Source organism: Vibrio sp. AK197 (assembly GCF_053903115.1).
This window is the reverse complement of the sequence record NZ_CP096430.1, coordinates 2,558,617-2,573,874: the sequence shown is the minus strand read 5'-3', so window position 1 is coordinate 2,573,874 and position 15,258 is coordinate 2,558,617. Positions and strand designations below refer to the sequence as shown.

At 45.0% G+C, this 15,258-nt stretch carries 15 protein-coding genes; 7 read left to right on the top strand and 8 right to left on the bottom strand.

Annotated features, from left to right (window positions below):
- Positions 1–22: 22 nt before the first annotated feature.
- Entirely contained in the window at positions 23–1,045 is a 1,023-nt protein-coding gene (rsmC, locus tag M1D72_RS18990) for a 16S rRNA (guanine(1207)-N(2))-methyltransferase RsmC (protein ID WP_456296193.1), read from the bottom strand.
- Between the two features lie 63 nt (positions 1,046–1,108).
- The gene (locus tag M1D72_RS18985) at positions 1,109–2,194 is read right to left on the bottom strand and encodes an AI-2E family transporter (protein WP_390193588.1); all 1,086 of its coding nucleotides are present in this window, start codon (positions 2,192–2,194) and stop codon (positions 1,109–1,111) included.
- A 36-nt stretch (positions 2,195–2,230) separates the two neighbouring features.
- Here M1D72_RS18985 and M1D72_RS18980 point away from each other — a divergent pair, with 36 nt between their 5' ends.
- Positions 2,231–2,392, top strand: coding sequence for a hypothetical protein (locus M1D72_RS18980; protein ID WP_456296192.1), 162 nt, complete (start codon positions 2,231–2,233; stop codon positions 2,390–2,392).
- Positions 2,393–2,427: 35 nt separating this feature from the next.
- On the opposite strand, the gene hemL is transcribed toward M1D72_RS18980, so the two are convergent.
- Positions 2,428–3,720: a glutamate-1-semialdehyde 2,1-aminomutase gene (gene hemL / locus M1D72_RS18975; RefSeq protein WP_456296191.1), complete on the bottom strand. Its 1,293-nt coding sequence runs from the start codon at positions 3,718–3,720 to the stop codon at positions 2,428–2,430.
- 270 nt (positions 3,721–3,990) lie between these two features.
- On the opposite strand from hemL, the gene erpA reads away from it, so the two are divergent.
- Complete coding sequence (erpA, locus tag M1D72_RS18970; protein WP_390193583.1) at positions 3,991–4,332, top strand: iron-sulfur cluster insertion protein ErpA; 342 nt, start codon at positions 3,991–3,993, stop codon at positions 4,330–4,332.
- Positions 4,333–4,396: 64 nt separating this feature from the next.
- Here erpA and M1D72_RS18965 read toward each other — a convergent pair whose 3' ends face one another.
- Positions 4,397–5,683, bottom strand: coding sequence for a peptidoglycan DD-metalloendopeptidase family protein (locus tag M1D72_RS18965; protein ID WP_456296190.1), 1,287 nt, complete (start codon positions 5,681–5,683; stop codon positions 4,397–4,399).
- Positions 5,684–5,810: 127 nt separating this feature from the next.
- Here M1D72_RS18965 and tyrS point away from each other — a divergent pair, with 127 nt between their 5' ends.
- On the top strand, positions 5,811–6,998 hold the full coding sequence (tyrS, locus tag M1D72_RS18960; protein WP_456296189.1) for a tyrosine--tRNA ligase: 1,188 nt from the start codon (positions 5,811–5,813) through the stop codon (positions 6,996–6,998).
- A 74-nt stretch (positions 6,999–7,072) separates the two neighbouring features.
- Here tyrS and M1D72_RS18955 read toward each other — a convergent pair whose 3' ends face one another.
- The 3 genes from M1D72_RS18955 to M1D72_RS18945 form a co-directional block, all read right to left on the bottom strand.
- Positions 7,073–7,474: a YbaN family protein gene (locus M1D72_RS18955; RefSeq protein WP_390193577.1), complete on the bottom strand. Its 402-nt coding sequence runs from the start codon at positions 7,472–7,474 to the stop codon at positions 7,073–7,075.
- 105 nt (positions 7,475–7,579) lie between these two features.
- A complete protein-coding gene (dacB, locus tag M1D72_RS18950; protein WP_456296188.1) occupies positions 7,580–9,013 on the bottom strand; it encodes a serine-type D-Ala-D-Ala carboxypeptidase in 1,434 nt (477 codons plus the stop codon).
- Between the two features lie 100 nt (positions 9,014–9,113).
- Positions 9,114–10,121: a porin gene (locus M1D72_RS18945; protein WP_456296187.1), complete on the bottom strand. Its 1,008-nt coding sequence runs from the start codon at positions 10,119–10,121 to the stop codon at positions 9,114–9,116.
- Positions 10,122–10,672: 551 nt separating this feature from the next.
- Here M1D72_RS18945 and greA point away from each other — a divergent pair.
- On the top strand, positions 10,673–11,146 hold the full coding sequence (greA, locus tag M1D72_RS18940; protein WP_390193570.1) for a transcription elongation factor GreA: 474 nt from the start codon (positions 10,673–10,675) through the stop codon (positions 11,144–11,146).
- A gap of 88 nt (positions 11,147–11,234) precedes the next feature.
- On the opposite strand, the gene yhbY is transcribed toward greA, so the two are convergent.
- A complete protein-coding gene (yhbY, locus tag M1D72_RS18935) occupies positions 11,235–11,531 on the bottom strand; it encodes a ribosome assembly RNA-binding protein YhbY (RefSeq protein WP_456296186.1) in 297 nt (98 codons plus the stop codon).
- Between the two features lie 110 nt (positions 11,532–11,641).
- Between yhbY and rlmE the strand changes: the two genes are divergently transcribed.
- The 3 genes from rlmE to folP all read left to right on the top strand — a co-directional run bounded on the left by rlmE (position 11,642) and on the right by folP (position 15,248).
- Positions 11,642–12,271, top strand: a complete 630-nt coding sequence (gene rlmE / locus M1D72_RS18930; RefSeq protein WP_390193564.1) for a 23S rRNA (uridine(2552)-2'-O)-methyltransferase RlmE — start codon at positions 11,642–11,644, stop codon at positions 12,269–12,271.
- Between the two features lie 109 nt (positions 12,272–12,380).
- Entirely contained in the window at positions 12,381–14,351 is a 1,971-nt protein-coding gene (gene ftsH / locus M1D72_RS18925) for an ATP-dependent zinc metalloprotease FtsH (RefSeq protein WP_456296185.1), read from the top strand.
- A gap of 66 nt (positions 14,352–14,417) precedes the next feature.
- Positions 14,418–15,248 (top strand): dihydropteroate synthase, encoded by an 831-nt coding sequence (gene folP / locus M1D72_RS18920; protein ID WP_456296184.1) that lies wholly within the window; start codon positions 14,418–14,420, stop codon positions 15,246–15,248.
- The last annotated feature ends 10 nt before the right edge of the window (positions 15,249–15,258 follow it).

Sequence of the window (15,258 nt, the reverse complement as noted above, 5' to 3'; positions counted from 1 at the left end):
CGGTGATTTTCAGGCCTAAATATTACTTTTTCGCGTGATAAATGGAAAATTTATTGGTTTTATTGATGGTTTCGCAGTGCCCATAACTCCCCTCAATAATCGGTGGGTATTTTAAAAAGCTGTTGGCAACGATAAACAATTCACCGTGAGCGGTTTGATGGTTCGGCGCGTCACGTAATAAGGTTTCAGTCGCGCTGTAACTGGTGTCCAGCCCCGAGTGGAACGGTGGATTACTAATAATATAATCGTAATCGCTCGCCGTGTTGGAATACACATCCGAGGCAAATACGCGACCTGTCAATTGGTTGGCATTCAATGTCTCTTGGCTAGAGGCTATGGCAAGCGCACTGACATCGGTCATCTCTAGTTCGATATCTGGATTCAACGTGGCAAGCACTGCGCCGATAACCCCCGCACCACAGCCAAAGTCGAGCGTTTTTCCCCGCAATGTTGGAAGTGAATCCAACAGCAGGCGAGAGCCATGGTCAAATTCACCATGGCTAAATACACCAGGTAAGCTTTTTACTGTAAGTGTGTGCTGCTGATAATCAACTTGGTAGGTTTTAAACCAAGCTTGCAGTTCAAAGGGTTTGGTGACTTGTTCGCATTGCCCCCAATAAAAGGAACAGCGCCGGGCTGAATCATATTTATTGATTGCGCCATACGCCTGAAATTGTTGCTCAATGCTTTTGACGCCTGAGCGGTTTTCACCAACCACCACAATTTCGGTACCTACGCCCAATTTACTCATTAACATTGACAGTAAATATTCCGCTTCCGCTTTCGCTTTAGGCCAATAGAGTAGAATCATATCTGCGGGTTTTTCTGCTCGCCACTCGATACCAAACTCACTGTAGATCTCTGGGTGAGACTGCAATTGACGGTAATAGCCGTAATGGGTTGTAAAGACGGAAACCGATGCGCAGTGCTCGGTAAGCTCAAGAGGAAATAAGTCTTCAACTTCGCCGGCAACAACAAGGTGTTTATCGGCAAAATAGGCTAATTGACGCTGAGCAATTTGGCTTGGAGCAGTATAAGCAGACATAAAAATGATGGTGTAGTCAAAACAAGGGGCGATTTTCGCATAAACCGCCCGTTGCTTGAAGCATTAGCTTTGATCTTGCTTATCGAGAAAGCGAGAAAACTCTTCCTCGTAGAGATTAAACAACACGATGGTAATAGCAAAAATTAATGGGCCGTAAAGTAGCCCTATAAGCCCGAACAATTGCAATCCTCCTAATAAAGAGAAGAAAATCATCAAGGTATTCATGCCATTGCTGCCCTGCATTAGCAGTGGGCGCAGAAGGTTGTCAATGGAACCCACCACCACAATACTCCACGCTGCAAGGAAAATCGCCCAGGTCGTGTCGCCAGTCAAAAAGAGATACGCAGCGGCGGGAATCCAAACTAAAGCGGTACCAACAACGGGGATGAATGAGGCAAAGCCCATCATTGTGCCCCAAAATAACATAGGAAATCCGGTAATGCCCATTCCGATACCACCAGCAAATCCCTGAGCAAGTGCGGTTAAAAACGAGCCCATTACCGCAGATTTGGACACTTTCTCTACTTCTTCAAACAAACGGTCTTCTTGGCTACGTGAAAACGGCAATATATGACGAATAATATGAATAATACGATTGTGATCGCGAAGTAAAAAGAACAGCACAAACAGCATTAAGAAGAAGTCGAGTAGGAAGTTGGTGGCGTCTCCTAATATCTTGGCACTCATGCCAACCAGGCGTGTGCCAAAACCAGAAGCAAATTCAGCAAGGCGTTTAGCAATATCTTGAGGTTCCACTTCATCAAAAGGTAAATAGTGATTTGCCCAGTTTAAAGCGGTCGTGACCCAAGGGTGTTCAAAGGCCGTTTGAATACCATCATGGGTTACCCATTTATATATGTTTTCTGATAATACAGACCCTTGTTGTACTAAGGCTGAGAGTACAAAAAGTAGTGGTATCACAATAATAAAGGTCAAAATGGTACAGGAGATTAGGGAACAAATATTGGGGTGCTCACCAAATCGCGCTTCGATTTTTTCATGCAGTGGGTACATCAACATCGAAATGATAAACGCCAAGATAATCGGATTGAGATAAGGAATTAACAGCTGGTAACAGGCAAACATTGCGGCCAATAACGCAATGATCAATACCCAATGGCTGGATGATATTTTTAGATTTTCTCTCACGTTCATGACCTATATGGTGATTTGAATGAGAGTATAATGACGGCAAACGTAAGTGCGATCAATGGAGTCAGTGAAATGGGGTGTTGCGATAATAAGGCAAAAGATAAAAACCAAAACATGAATAAAATCAGAAAGGTGCCATGGTTTGGTGTGGTGCTGGGGATTTTAGCTATCTTGGTGATGCTTAATTGGCAATAAAACGCTCAGACGAATTCTCGCCTGAGCGCTGACTTTTATGCTTGTTTGGCGAGTTCAGCAAAGCTGCGTTCTGCCGCTTCAAGCGTTGCTTCAATCTCTTTTGAACCGTGAGCGAGCGAGGTAAAGCTGGCTTCAAAGGCTGATGGCGCCAAGTATACGCCGTACCCCAACATAAGGTGGAAGAAGCGTTTAAAGCGTTCTACATCACATTGAGCGACATGTTCGTAGCAAGTGACTTCCGGTTGGTCGGTAAAGAAGAAACCGAACATCCCGCCAACTTGGTGTACGACCAACGGAATGCCGTACTTGTCTGCAAGCTCTTTGAAGCCGTCAGCAAGTTGTTTGGTCTTAGACGCTAGGCGTTTTTCATTGCCTTCTTCTTTTAGCATGTTGAGACACGCGTAGCCTGCCGCCATGGCCACCGGATTACCAGAGAGCGTGCCCGCTTGATAAACCGGCCCTGTTGGAGCCACGTGCTGCATTACTTCTTTGCGACCGCCAAAGGCCCCTACAGGCATACCGCCGCCGATGACTTTACCTAGCGTGGTCAAATCGGGTTTGATGTTGTAGTGTGCTTGAGCGCCGCCCAATGCCACACGAAAACCGGTCATGACTTCATCAAAGATCAGTAACGCACCTTCTTGGTCACAGATCTCGCGTAGACCTTGATGAAAACCATCGACAGGTGGGATACAGTTCATGTTGCCAGCAACGGGTTCAACGATAATACAAGCAATTTGATCTTTGTGAGTGGCAAACAGCTCACGAACAGACTCCAGATCGTTAAAGGTTGCGGTTAATGTGTGTTTCGCAAAATCAGCAGGTACACCGGGAGAACTAGGTTGGCCCAAGGTGAGCGCACCAGACCCAGCTTTGACTAACAGGCTATCAGCATGACCGTGGTAGCAGCCTTCAAATTTGATGATTTTATCGCGTCCGGTGTAACCGCGAGCGAGGCGAATCGCACTCATGGTTGCTTCAGTACCTGAGCTTACCATGCGTACTTGTTCCATAGAGGGGACGAGTTCACTCACCAATTCGGCCATATTAATTTCAAGCTCGGTAGGGGCTCCAAAGCTTAAACCCCGCTGAGCGGCTTCAATGACCGCTTCACGGATAACCGCGTGATTGTGGCCAAGAATCATCGGACCCCAAGACCCTACGTAGTCGATGTACGCTTTGCCATCGGCATCAAAGATTAAGGCGCCGTCTGCTCGTTCGATAAATAAAGGCGAACCACCGACACCATTAAACGCGCGTACTGGCGAGTTAACGCCACCGGGAATACGTTGCTGTGCTTTTGCGTAAAGCTCTGCGGATTTGGTCATTGGTATATCCTCTTTTGATTGCTCGGACCAATTTGCAAGGCATTGTACCTGTCCAAGACTCAGCGAGGAATGATAAGTTAAAAATAATCGCGATATCATTTAAAAAAAGCGTCTTAAAACAAGAAAAAAGCGTCAACTGAGTGGAATGTTATTGGTGAATACTTGAACGCAGCAGTCAGGTATTAGATAATCACCTAATATGAGATACATGGGATAGGCTGTGGCATCTGTGTCTATTCAGTCTCACCCAAATAAAAAAGAGAGGTCGTCGTGAGCGAAGTCAATGTACCTTTAACGTTTTCTGATACAGCTGCAATGCGTGTCAAAACCTTGATTGCAGAAGAAGAAAACCCAGAGCTCAAGCTGCGAGTATACATTACTGGAGGCGGCTGTAGCGGTTTTCAATATGGTTTCACCTTTGACGAAAACGTCAATGATGGAGACACCACGATCGTCAACAGTGGCGTGACGCTGGTGGTTGATCCCATGAGTTTGCAATATTTGATCGGTGGTAAAGTGGATTACACCGAAGGGTTAGAAGGTGCACGCTTCTTTATTGATAACCCAAATGCCACTACCACTTGCGGCTGTGGCGCTTCATTTAGTGTATAAACACTGAATCACCAAAAAAAAAGCACTGATTTATCAGTGCTTTTTTTTTGTTCTTGGCATTTAGTTACTGCTTGGCTAATAACTGACTGTAGCGATCAAGTTTGCCTAAGCGTACTTTTGCGTTGGCGATAAACGTCGCTTTGTTTTTACCGGTCAATGATTTTGACTGAGGTAAAGAGACGGTTCGCGGGTTTTTGTGGCGACCATTGACCAAGAATTCATAGTGCAAGTGAGGGCCGGTCACACGACCTGTGCTACCCAGAGTGCCGATGGTTTGCCCTTGTTTAACACGTTGACCGGTTTTGACTGTACGTTTGGTTAGATGCAGATATTTGGTGATGTATGTGCTGCTGTGACGAATAAACACATAGTTACCATTATATTTGTTGTAGCTCGATTTCTGAACGATACCATCACCTGCCGCCCAAATAGGTGTGCCAACCGGGGCCACATAATCTGTGCCGCGATGAGGCCTGACTTGACCTGTGACTGGGTGTAAGCGGCGAGGGTTGAAGTTGGAGCTAACACGACGAAAATCTAGGGGGGAGCGCAAAAAGGCTTTTTTCATCGCTCGGCCTGTTTCATCATAATAACTTTCGCTATGATCGTCGTAGATCGCTTTGAATGTCTCGCCTTGGTTGGTAAAGATAGCGGCGATAATTCGTCCTCGTTGTACCACTTCACCTTCAACAATTTTTTCCTGATACAGCACTTTGAATCCGTCCCCGCGACGAATATCTAGCGCGAAATCGATATCCCAGCCAAAAATTTTGGCGATCTCGATGATTTGATTAGCGGTTAACCCCGCGGCTTTACCCGCATTCCAAAAGCTCGAGGTAATGGAAGCTTGCGCGTAGTTATATTGATAATGCACTTCTTTTTTATCTACGCTGGAATCATAACTCTGTTCCGTTTTGGAGATGACAAAGGTTTCATCTGCACTAAGACGTCGTTTGAGTTGAATCAGATCTCTTTGCTCATCAAAGCCAAACTCCAACACATCGCCTGGGCGTAAGTGCGTCAGTTGCTGCTTAATGTCTTTATTGGTTGTCGTCAGCTGATAAAGCAACCGTGATGAGAGCCCTAAACGTTTGAACAATACCGCAGCACTCTCCCCTGAACCTACGGTGTGCTTTTCCCACTTTAAACTCGCGAGAGGAGAGTCTATTTTGGGGGAAGAGAGGTTCTGAGGGTTGATTTCAATCGGATAGTGTTGACCAATTTGATAAAAACTTGTCTCGTGATGCAAACTTTTAGGGGAAGGCAAGCACAGCGCAACGATCATGAGAACAATGCACAGCGCAATGAGGATACGATGAAGCTTCGGTAAACGAGCAAAAATAGATAACATTATAAATTCGTAGCGACAAAATCATAAAAAACGGCTTGGTTAAGTCTAACTGGTTTCAAAAAGCATCGCTATTCAAGTAAGATGTCGAACTATCAAATTTTTGCCAAATCTGTGGGAGAGAACAAGAATGGCGAGTATTGAAGCAGCACTGGCCGAGATTAAGCGTGGTGTGGATGAGTTGATTCCAGAAGAGGAATTGCTCGCAAAACTGAAAGAAGGCCGTCCCCTTCGTATTAAATTAGGTGCGGATCCAACGGCGCCAGATATCCATTTGGGGCACACGGTTATTTTTAATAAGTTACGCACGTTTCAAGAGCTTGGTCATGATGTGACTTTCTTGATTGGTGACTTTACCGGTATGGTGGGGGACCCAACCGGCAAAAATACCACGCGTCCACCGTTGACTCGTGAAGACGTACTACGTAATGCGGAAACCTATAAAGAACAGGTATTCAAGATTCTGGATCCGGCGAAAACCAAGATCGAGTTTAACTCGAATTGGTTATCTGAATTAGGCGCGGAAGGCATGATTCGTCTTGCTGCGAATCAAACCGTTGCGCGCATGCTAGAACGTGATGACTTTAAAAAGCGTTACTCAAGCGGCCAACCTATCGCGATTCACGAGTTCATGTATCCGTTATTGCAAGGTTATGACTCGGTCGCGATGGAAACCGATGTCGAATTAGGCGGTACCGATCAGAAATTTAACTTGTTGATGGGGCGTGAACTACAAAAAGCCAATGGTCAGAAACCTCAAGTTGTGTTGATGATGCCATTGTTAGTCGGGTTAGATGGCGAGAAGAAAATGTCTAAGTCAGCGAACAACTATATTGGTATTAGCGAAGCACCCAGCGAAATGTTCGGTAAAATCATGTCGATTTCAGATGATCTGATGTGGAGCTACTACGAATTACTTTCGTTCCGTCCGCTAGAAGAAATTGCACAGTTTAAACAGGAAATTGCTAACGGTAAGAACCCACGCGATATCAAAATTCTGTTGGCGAAAGAGATCATTGCGCGTTATCACACGGATGCGGATGCGGATGCGGCTGAGCAAGAGTTTATTAATCGTTTCCAAAAAGGTGCGGTGCCTGATGAGATGCCAGAGTTTAGTTTTGACTCAGGTGTACCGGTGAGCAATTTGCTAAAAGAAGCGGGACTTTGCTCTTCAACGTCTGATGCTATGCGTATGGTGAAACAAGGCGCAGCGAAGTTGGATGGTGAAAAAATCACTGACGCGAAATTAACGCCAGAAGCGGGAACGTATGTTTTCCAAGTGGGTAAACGTAAATTCGCTCGTATTACTATCAAGTAATCGAGGTTAATAACCCCCGTTAATAAAAAAGCGCCTTTGTGGCGCTTTTTTATTTCCATTGACTTAGCATGATCTCATTGTTCTGGCTGATAAGTGCGAAAACGAAGAATAAACCAAGTTTCAAATACTAGCAGGCTAATGATCGCCCACTGCCAGTGAGTTCCGTAAGCAACAAAGTACAATACGCTGCCCATCGACAACCAAATAACCACCAAAGATTGCCATTTCTCACGTTTGGTTAATCCTTTTTTATCTTTCAAACGTCGAGCAATCGGCCCAAGAGTTCGATGATCCAGCAGCCATTGCTGGAAGGCTGGTGAAGAGCAGCCGAAACAATATAAGGCCAACAGGATAAAAGGGACGGTGGGTAATAATGGAACGGTGACGCCAATCAACCCGAGGATGACGCAGGTCCAACCGACACAACTATACCCCTTGCGTTTTATTGCTTCTGTTTTTGAACAGGGTTGGTTCATCTCATCGACACAATATATAGGAACAATGTTTTTAGTATCGTTAGCGAAGTACCGATAAGCAAATAGATTTCAACGATAGTTCGTGTTGCTTTTATCAATTGATGTTTACTTTTTTGCCGTAGCTTGACTGTCAGTCACAATGATCCGGTAAAAGCGCTGCTCAAATTGGGTGAGTGGTGCGATGGTGCTTGGCTGAGCCTCATTACGTTCAGGTGGATAGTAGTCAGTCACATATTGCACAAACAGAGTTTTCGGTTTGCCAAAACGATCTAAACCAAATCCCGCCATATTATGACTGCCATATAAAGAGCCACTTTTGGCTATGATGTTGTTTTGTATCGGTGCTCGACGCATGCTGCGTCGGTATTTTAACGTTCCATCTACCCCCGCGGTTGGCATATGACGAATTAGATTCAGCTTATCATCTTGTTGCCAAATGTAGCGTAAAACATCGCTCATTGCTTTTACCGTCATGCGGTTATTGCGTGACAAGCCAGAGCCATCCGCCATCGGTAAATCAGACAAATCCAAGTTCGCGTGTGAGAACAAAACTTGTTTGATCGCCTCGGTGCCATTATTGAAACTCCCCGGTTGAATGAAGAAATGTGCACCAATGGTTTTAGTCAGGCTGTCAGCAATCAAATTATCAGAGTGCTTAAGCATCGTATCAAGTAATCCATCCAACGTTTCAGACTGATGAATAACGAGACGCTTTACTTGTTGAGCACTGTTTGGCGTACCGATCTTAACTTGGCCTTTAAGCTCAATGCCGGCCTGACGAAGTTGGGCGTATATGACGCGAGAGGCATAGAGCGTTGGGTTTTGCACCGCAAAGCGCAGAGGAAGCGGTTTGGAACGTTCCACGAGACAGCCTTGTAACTGATAGTGGTTATTCTGAGTGGTCAATAGCTCTAGATCACACTGACTGCTCTTTTGTCCGGCTTTAGTGACGGTTTGAGCTTGGGTAATGACATGTATCGGGTAATGCTCAGGGACAAACACACGAGTTGAGCCATCTTTTTTGGTGTATATTGAGGCTTCAATACAGTTGTCATCGATAATCACTGCACTGGCGGGCGCACTGTAGCAAACGCCAAGAATATCCCACGGCCAACCTACAGCGCGATCATAACCACTGAATACGCTGGTATCTAGCCAAATGTCGCCATCAATATGGGTGATGCCTTGTTTCTTCGCACTCACGAGCATGGCATGCAAATCGGAGGTGGTTAACGTCGGATCACCAGAAAAGTGAAAAACCAGATCTTGGTCAGCGCTTGATAACTCGGTTTGATAGCGAAAATCGTCACCAAGCTCAAGTTTCGCCGCCAGTGCAGTAACCAGTTTGAGCGTACTGGCTGGTGGAAAGTAAACATCTTGATTGCCAGTGGTTTCTAAATTGCGTTGTGTCGCCAACTCTTGAATGACTAGGCCGACGCGAGTGCCACTAGGGAGGGGAGCTGTGAGTTCACTAGCCTGGATGGTGAATACGGAAGCGAAAATCAGTACCGCTAGGCAAAATAAGCGTCGAAGAAACATAGAAAGTCGGCAGAATAGAAAAACAGTGACACAGTATAGCGAGTAAAAAAAACGCCTGCTAGCGAGCAGGCGTCTTATCTTTATGACTTTAATCGAGAGATTAGAAGTCGTAACGTAGACCTAGAGCAATTGAGTCTTCAGAATCAGACTTAGATGCATTGGTGTTGGTTGCGGCAACTTTATTGATAGCATCGCCTTCGCTGATTAGATTAAAGTTGTATGAAACGTAACCGCGGAAGTTAGGCTTAAAGTAGTAAGAAGCATCGATTGCGATGTTATCTGCTGATGTTTCATCGTTAGTTTCAGCATTGTTGTACGTGGTAGTAAATACAGTTTTGTCTACAGTGTACGCCGCTGCAAATTCGTAACCAGTGTAGTCAACAGTGTCATTTGAACTTTCGATCTGTTTTTCACCGTCAGTGAACAAACCGGCTAGATACAAGTTATTGTAAGTCCAGTTCGCGCCAACCATGTACTCGTTCGCTTCGTCTTGAGAAGCGTAACCGGCACCTAGGTTAACACCAGTATTACCTAGGGCTGCGATGGCCGATAGTGAGTAACCGTCTTGGTCGTTATCGCCACTTAGGTCATCGTTCGCATCTGCGAAGCGGTAGCTTGCTTTAACATTTAAGTTTTGGAAGCTGCCTTTATATGCCAACATGTTGTCAGTACGATCTGCTACTGCTAGTTTGTCCGCAGCTGAGTTACCGTGGTAGCCCATGATATCGGTAAAGTCAGTGATGACACCTAAAGCACCTTCCGTTTTACCGTAAGCGACTTCACCAAAATTACCACCTAACCCTGCGTAAGCAAGACGAGTGGTCAGGTCACTAGCGTCGTCACCGTCTGTTTGACCGTTTTCCGCTGTCGTAAATTCGCCTTCCCAGAAGCCCAAACCGTATAGGTTTTGATTAATTTGAGCTTTGCCTTCGAAGTTTAGACGAATACGAGTTTTATCTGTTGCTTTTCCGTCTTGTAGAAGCATACGTCCTTCAGCACGGCCGCCCATGTTCACAGTGTTACCGTCTTGGTTGTAAAGTTCCGCGGCATTTACACCTGTCGCCACTGCTGCGGCTGATACTGCTAGAGCAATCAGAGTCTTGTTCATTTTATTAGTCCTAATTTACTGTCCATAAATAAATTTGAGCTGGGCACTCAAGCATGAATACACGAGTTGCCCGTAGGGGGGGATAGCCTTAGCCAATGCGTTTTATATTAAACAGTTGTTAAAATATAAAAATCATTGGACTTCCGCTAAGGAATCTCGGAACTAGTTGTACCGCTAAAGTTCCGCGATTAGATAGTAAAATGATATAAATTACACATTTGAACAGTGTTTTATTTTTAGCGGAAAAAATATCAAACTACTGATATTTAATTAAATTGTGCCTTATTTATGATTTTTTTAGTTAAATGATCTTTTAGTTTTTTTTAGTTTAATATTTGTTGATAATCACGAGATTGATACGAGTAAGCAAATTTATTCATTTTGGTAACTTTTTATTTATTTGAAGTGGATCACACGTGCCGGAATTAGGATGATTTCATAGCTAACTTTGTTTACACTACAAGAAATTGAATATTCACCACCACTACCTAACCCTCTTGGGTTGGGTAGTTTTATTTTGTCCAAAAATTACTTTGGCATAGAGGTATGAAATGGAAAAAGTCCCAATGACTGTGAATGGCGAAGCGAAGCTGCGCCAAGAACTCGACAGACTACTAAAACTTCGCCCACAAATTTCACAAGCAATTGCTGAAGCGCGCGAATTGGGTGATTTAAAAGAAAACGCAGAATACCATGCTGCCCGTGAAGAGCAGGGCATTTGCGAAGCTCAGATTCGTGATATTGAATACAAGCTTTCCATTGCACAGGTTATTGATGTGACGAAAATGGAAAACACGGGCAAAGTCATTTTTGGGACGACAGTTACCCTGATTGACATGGATACTGAAGAAGAAAAGACATTCCAAATTGTCGGTGATGATGAAGCGGACATTAAAGCCGGTCGTATTTCGGTCAGTTCGCCGATGGCGCGTGGATTGATTGGTAAACTGGAAGGCGATGAAGTATCGATTACCACACCAGGTGGTGTGAAAGATTACGAAATCGACCGTGTCGATTACATTTAAATTTGTTTTCTTAGCGACAGCTTAGATTTCAAATACAAGTTAATAAAAAAGGTCGTAATTACGACCTTTTTTATTCTGCACACAGCGATTACTTGCGTGGTAATTCAATCTTGCGCTGTTCGCTTTGGCGATACAAGACCAAGGTTTTGCCAATGACTTGGACTTTTTCTGCGCCTGTTTCGCGAACAATGGCGTCAACAATCAAGTTTTTTGTTTCGCGATCTTCTGAAGCCACTTTTACCTTGATCAGTTCATGATGGTCCAGCGCGATTTCGATTTCTGCTAGTACAGCCTCGGTTAAGCCATTTGCGCCCAGTAGGACGACAGGTTTCAGATTGTGAGCTAGACCTTTGAGATGCTGCTTTTGTTTGGTGCTTAGGTTCATTACGCGGCCAATTTTATTTACTATTAGGGTTGAAAAACTGCATTTTAACGCCATCTATCCCTTAAGACTATCAATTATTGGGCTAGATGCGCTCTACCGGTCGAAAATAGATGAGTAAACAAAAACACTCAGCCAGCTCCGGACGCTGGTTGAAAGAACATTTTGATGATAAATACGTGAATGAAGCCAAAAAGAAAGGCTACCGTTCCCGTGCGATTTTTAAAATCGAAGAAATTCAAAATAAAGACAAGTTGCTAAAACCGGGAATGACAGTGGTGGATCTCGGGGCAGCCCCTGGTGGTTGGTCGCAATATGCCGCGGGCATCGTTGGCGATGAAGGGCAGGTGATTGCCTGTGATATTTTGCCGATGGATTCGATTGCTGGAGTGGCTTTTTTACAAGGTGATTTTCGTGAAGAAGCGGTATTAGACGCGTTGCTTGAACGAATTCAACCAAGCATGGTGGATGTGGTGATGTCAGATATGGCGCCAAACATGGCAGGCAATTTATCTGTCGACCAACCTCGTGCAATGTATCTAGTTGAGCTAGCATTAGATATGTGTCGACAAGTTCTGGCACCTAATGGTAGTTTTGTGGTGAAAGTCTTCCAAGGTGAAGGTTTTGATCAGTATCTTAAAGATGTCCGTGATCTGTTTAAAGCGGTTAAGATACGCAAACCAGATTCTTCTCGCGCTCGCTCTCGAGAAGTTTATATTGTAGCCACTGGTTACAAAGGTTAACCAAATAGCGAATTGACGCTACGGTTTACCCTATAGCTACAGTTTATAATCTGTAGTACCCTACCTTTTAATTACAATTAGTTATCGAGAGGCTGACACCTTGAGTGACATGGCAAAAAATTTAATTTTGTGGCTCGTTATCGCTGTCGTATTGATGTCTGTTTTCCAGAGCTTTGGCCCTGGTGAAAGCAGCGGCAGAGCAGTCGATTATACGACCTTTGTACAAGAAGTTGGCAAAGGCCAGATTCAAGAAGCAACTTTCAAAGATAGTGAAATCACCTTTACACGTCGTGGTAGCGCAACTCGCAACGTGACGTACATGCCCGTTTATGATCAAAAGCTTCTCGATGATTTGATTAATCAAAACGTCAAAGTTCAAGGTACTCCACCGGAAGAACAAAGCTTGCTTGGAACCATCTTTATCTCTTGGTTCCCGATGATTTTGTTGATCGGTGTGTGGATCTTCTTTATGCGCCAAATGCAAGGTGGCGGCGGTAAAGGCGCAATGTCTTTCGGTAAAAGTAAAGCGCGGATGATGAGCGAAGAGCAAATCAAAACCACCTTTGCTGATGTCGCTGGTTGTGATGAAGCCAAAGAAGATGTGAAAGAGCTGGTCGATTATCTGCGTGATCCGAGTCGATTCCAAAAGTTGGGTGGTAAGATTCCAACTGGTGTATTGATGGTTGGTCCTCCAGGTACGGGTAAAACCTTGCTCGCGAAAGCCATTGCGGGTGAAGCAAAAGTCCCATTCTTTACGATCTCAGGTTCTGACTTTGTTGAAATGTTTGTTGGTGTCGGTGCATCCCGTGTCCGTGACATGTTTGAACAAGCGAAAAAGGCAGCGCCTTGTATCATCTTTATCGATGAAATCGATGCTGTCGGTCGTCAACGTGGTGCTGGTGTGGGCGGTGGACACGATGAACGTGAACAAACGCTAAACCAAATGCTGGTTGAAATGGATGGTTTCGAAGGTAACGAAGGTATCATCGTTATCGCGGCAACCAACCGTCCTGATGTTCTTGACCCTGCGCTACTTCGTCCCGGTCGTTTCGACCGTCAAGTCGTGGTTGGTCTACCCGATGTTCGAGGCCGTGAGCAAATCCTTAAAGTTCACATGCGTAAGGTTCCGCTAGCGGGAGACGTTGAGCCGTCTTTGATCGCACGTGGTACACCGGGCTTTTCGGGCGCTGACTTAGCAAACCTTGTTAACGAAGCGGCTTTATTTGCTGCACGTGGTAACAAGCGTAATGTCTCGATGGTCGAATTTGAACTGGCTAAAGACAAAATCATGATGGGTGCGGAGCGCCGTTCTATGGTGATGTCTGAAGAGACGAAAGAGTCTACTGCGTACCACGAAGCGGGACACGCAATCGTTGGGCGCTTGGTGCCTGAACATGACCCTGTTTATAAAGTCTCGATTATTCCACGTGGCCGCGCTTTAGGTGTGACGATGTATCTTCCTGAGCATGATCGAGTCAGTATGTCGCGTCAGCATTTGGAGTCGATGATTTCCAGCTTGTATGGTGGACGTTTAGCAGAAGAGCTTATTTATGGTGCTGACAAAGTCTCCACTGGCGCTTCTAACGATATCGAACGTGCAACAGAAATTGCTCGCAAGATGGTTACCCAATGGGGCTTCTCTGAAAAACTGGGTCCTCTTTTATATGCTGAAGATGAAGGCGAAGTTTTTCTTGGCCGTAGCGTGACGCAAACTAAGCATATGTCAGATGACACCGCTAAGCTGATTGACGATGAAGTTCGTAAGATCATTGATCGCAACTATGACCGAGCTAAGCAAATCATTGAAGATAATATGGATATCATGCATGCGATGAAAGATGCATTGATGAAGTATGAAACGATTGATGCTGGGCAAATCGATGATTTGATGGAACGTAAGGCGGATATCCGTGAACCTGCAGGGTGGGTTGATAACGACCATGGTAGCGGTTCTAAAGGAGCAAAGCCTGACGAGAAACCATCTCCAGCAGCGCCAACCAAAGTTGACGATGATTCGAAGAGTGAAGTATCCGAAGATACCAACTTAAACGAATCAGCTGAGAAAAAAGACAGCGAGTAACCCGTCTTTTGATTGAAACCCCGAGTTTACTCGGGGTTTTTTGTTTTAGGGATAATGAGTTTTAAAATGAAGTTAACAGCACATAATCGAGTTCTTGACCTGACCAAACCACACGTGATGGGGATCTTAAATGTCACTCCCGACTCTTTTTCTGATGGCGGTCGTTTCAATACTATCGAGACGGCGTTACAGCGAGTGGAAGCGATGGTCAATGCTGGTGTCACGATCATTGATATTGGCGGCGAGTCGACTCGCCCTGGCGCACCTGAAGTGAGTGAACAAGAAGAGCTTGCTCGCGTCATTCCCGTTGTAAAAGCGATTCGAGAGCATTATGACGTTTGGATTTCTGTCGATACCAGCAAAGCCGAGGTCATGAGGCAAGCGATTGAGGCTGGTGCCGACATTATCAACGATGTGCGTTCATTAACCGAACCAGGCGCGTTGGAAGTGGCTGCCAAAGCCAATGTTCCTGTCTGTATTATGCATATGCAGGGCGATCCGCAAACAATGCAAAATAATCCACGCTATGATCAGTTGATGGAGGAAGTACATCAGTTTTTAGGTGAAAGAATTGATGTTTGTGTTGCCTCTGGCATAAAACGTGAGCAGCTGATCTTAGATCCGGGCTTTGGATTTGGCAAAACAGTAGAACATAATTACTCTATGCTGGCGCATCTTGAAGAGTTCCATCGCTATGACTTGCCAGTGCTTGCCGGGATGTCACGTAAATCTATGCTGTTTAAGTTACTTGATAAACAGCCTGCCGAGTGCATGGTTGCCAGTGTTGCATGTGCCACCATCGCGGCGCTCAAAGGTGCGCAAATTATCCGTGTACATGATTTCGAAGAGACATTAGAAGCGGTCAAAATCGTGAATGCCGTCTTAGAGAATCAGTAACACCAGAATT

Bases quoted from the DNA above. Each gene is read 5' to 3' on its own strand.
- yhbY (WP_456296186.1), bottom strand. From the start codon at position 11,531: ATGAACCTAAGCACCAAACAAAAGCAGCATCTCAAAGGTCTAGCTCAC.
- M1D72_RS18945 (WP_456296187.1), bottom strand. From the start codon at position 10,121: ATGAACAAGACTCTGATTGCTCTAGCAGTATCAGCCGCAGCAGTGGCG.
- rlmE (WP_390193564.1), top strand. From the start codon at position 11,642: ATGAGTAAACAAAAACACTCAGCCAGCTCCGGACGCTGGTTGAAAGAA.
- hemL (WP_456296191.1), bottom strand. From the start codon at position 3,720: ATGACCAAATCCGCAGAGCTTTACGCAAAAGCACAGCAACGTATTCCC.
- M1D72_RS18965 (WP_456296190.1), bottom strand. From the start codon at position 5,683: ATGTTATCTATTTTTGCTCGTTTACCGAAGCTTCATCGTATCCTCATT.
- greA (WP_390193570.1), top strand. From the start codon at position 10,673: ATGGAAAAAGTCCCAATGACTGTGAATGGCGAAGCGAAGCTGCGCCAA.
- rsmC (WP_456296193.1), bottom strand. From the start codon at position 1,045: ATGTCTGCTTATACTGCTCCAAGCCAAATTGCTCAGCGTCAATTAGCC.
- dacB (WP_456296188.1), bottom strand. From the start codon at position 9,013: ATGTTTCTTCGACGCTTATTTTGCCTAGCGGTACTGATTTTCGCTTCC.
- folP (WP_456296184.1), top strand. From the start codon at position 14,418: ATGAAGTTAACAGCACATAATCGAGTTCTTGACCTGACCAAACCACAC.
- ftsH (WP_456296185.1), top strand. From the start codon at position 12,381: ATGGCAAAAAATTTAATTTTGTGGCTCGTTATCGCTGTCGTATTGATG.
- M1D72_RS18980 (WP_456296192.1), top strand. From the start codon at position 2,231: ATGACGGCAAACGTAAGTGCGATCAATGGAGTCAGTGAAATGGGGTGT.
- M1D72_RS18955 (WP_390193577.1), bottom strand. From the start codon at position 7,474: ATGAACCAACCCTGTTCAAAAACAGAAGCAATAAAACGCAAGGGGTAT.
- tyrS (WP_456296189.1), top strand. From the start codon at position 5,811: ATGGCGAGTATTGAAGCAGCACTGGCCGAGATTAAGCGTGGTGTGGAT.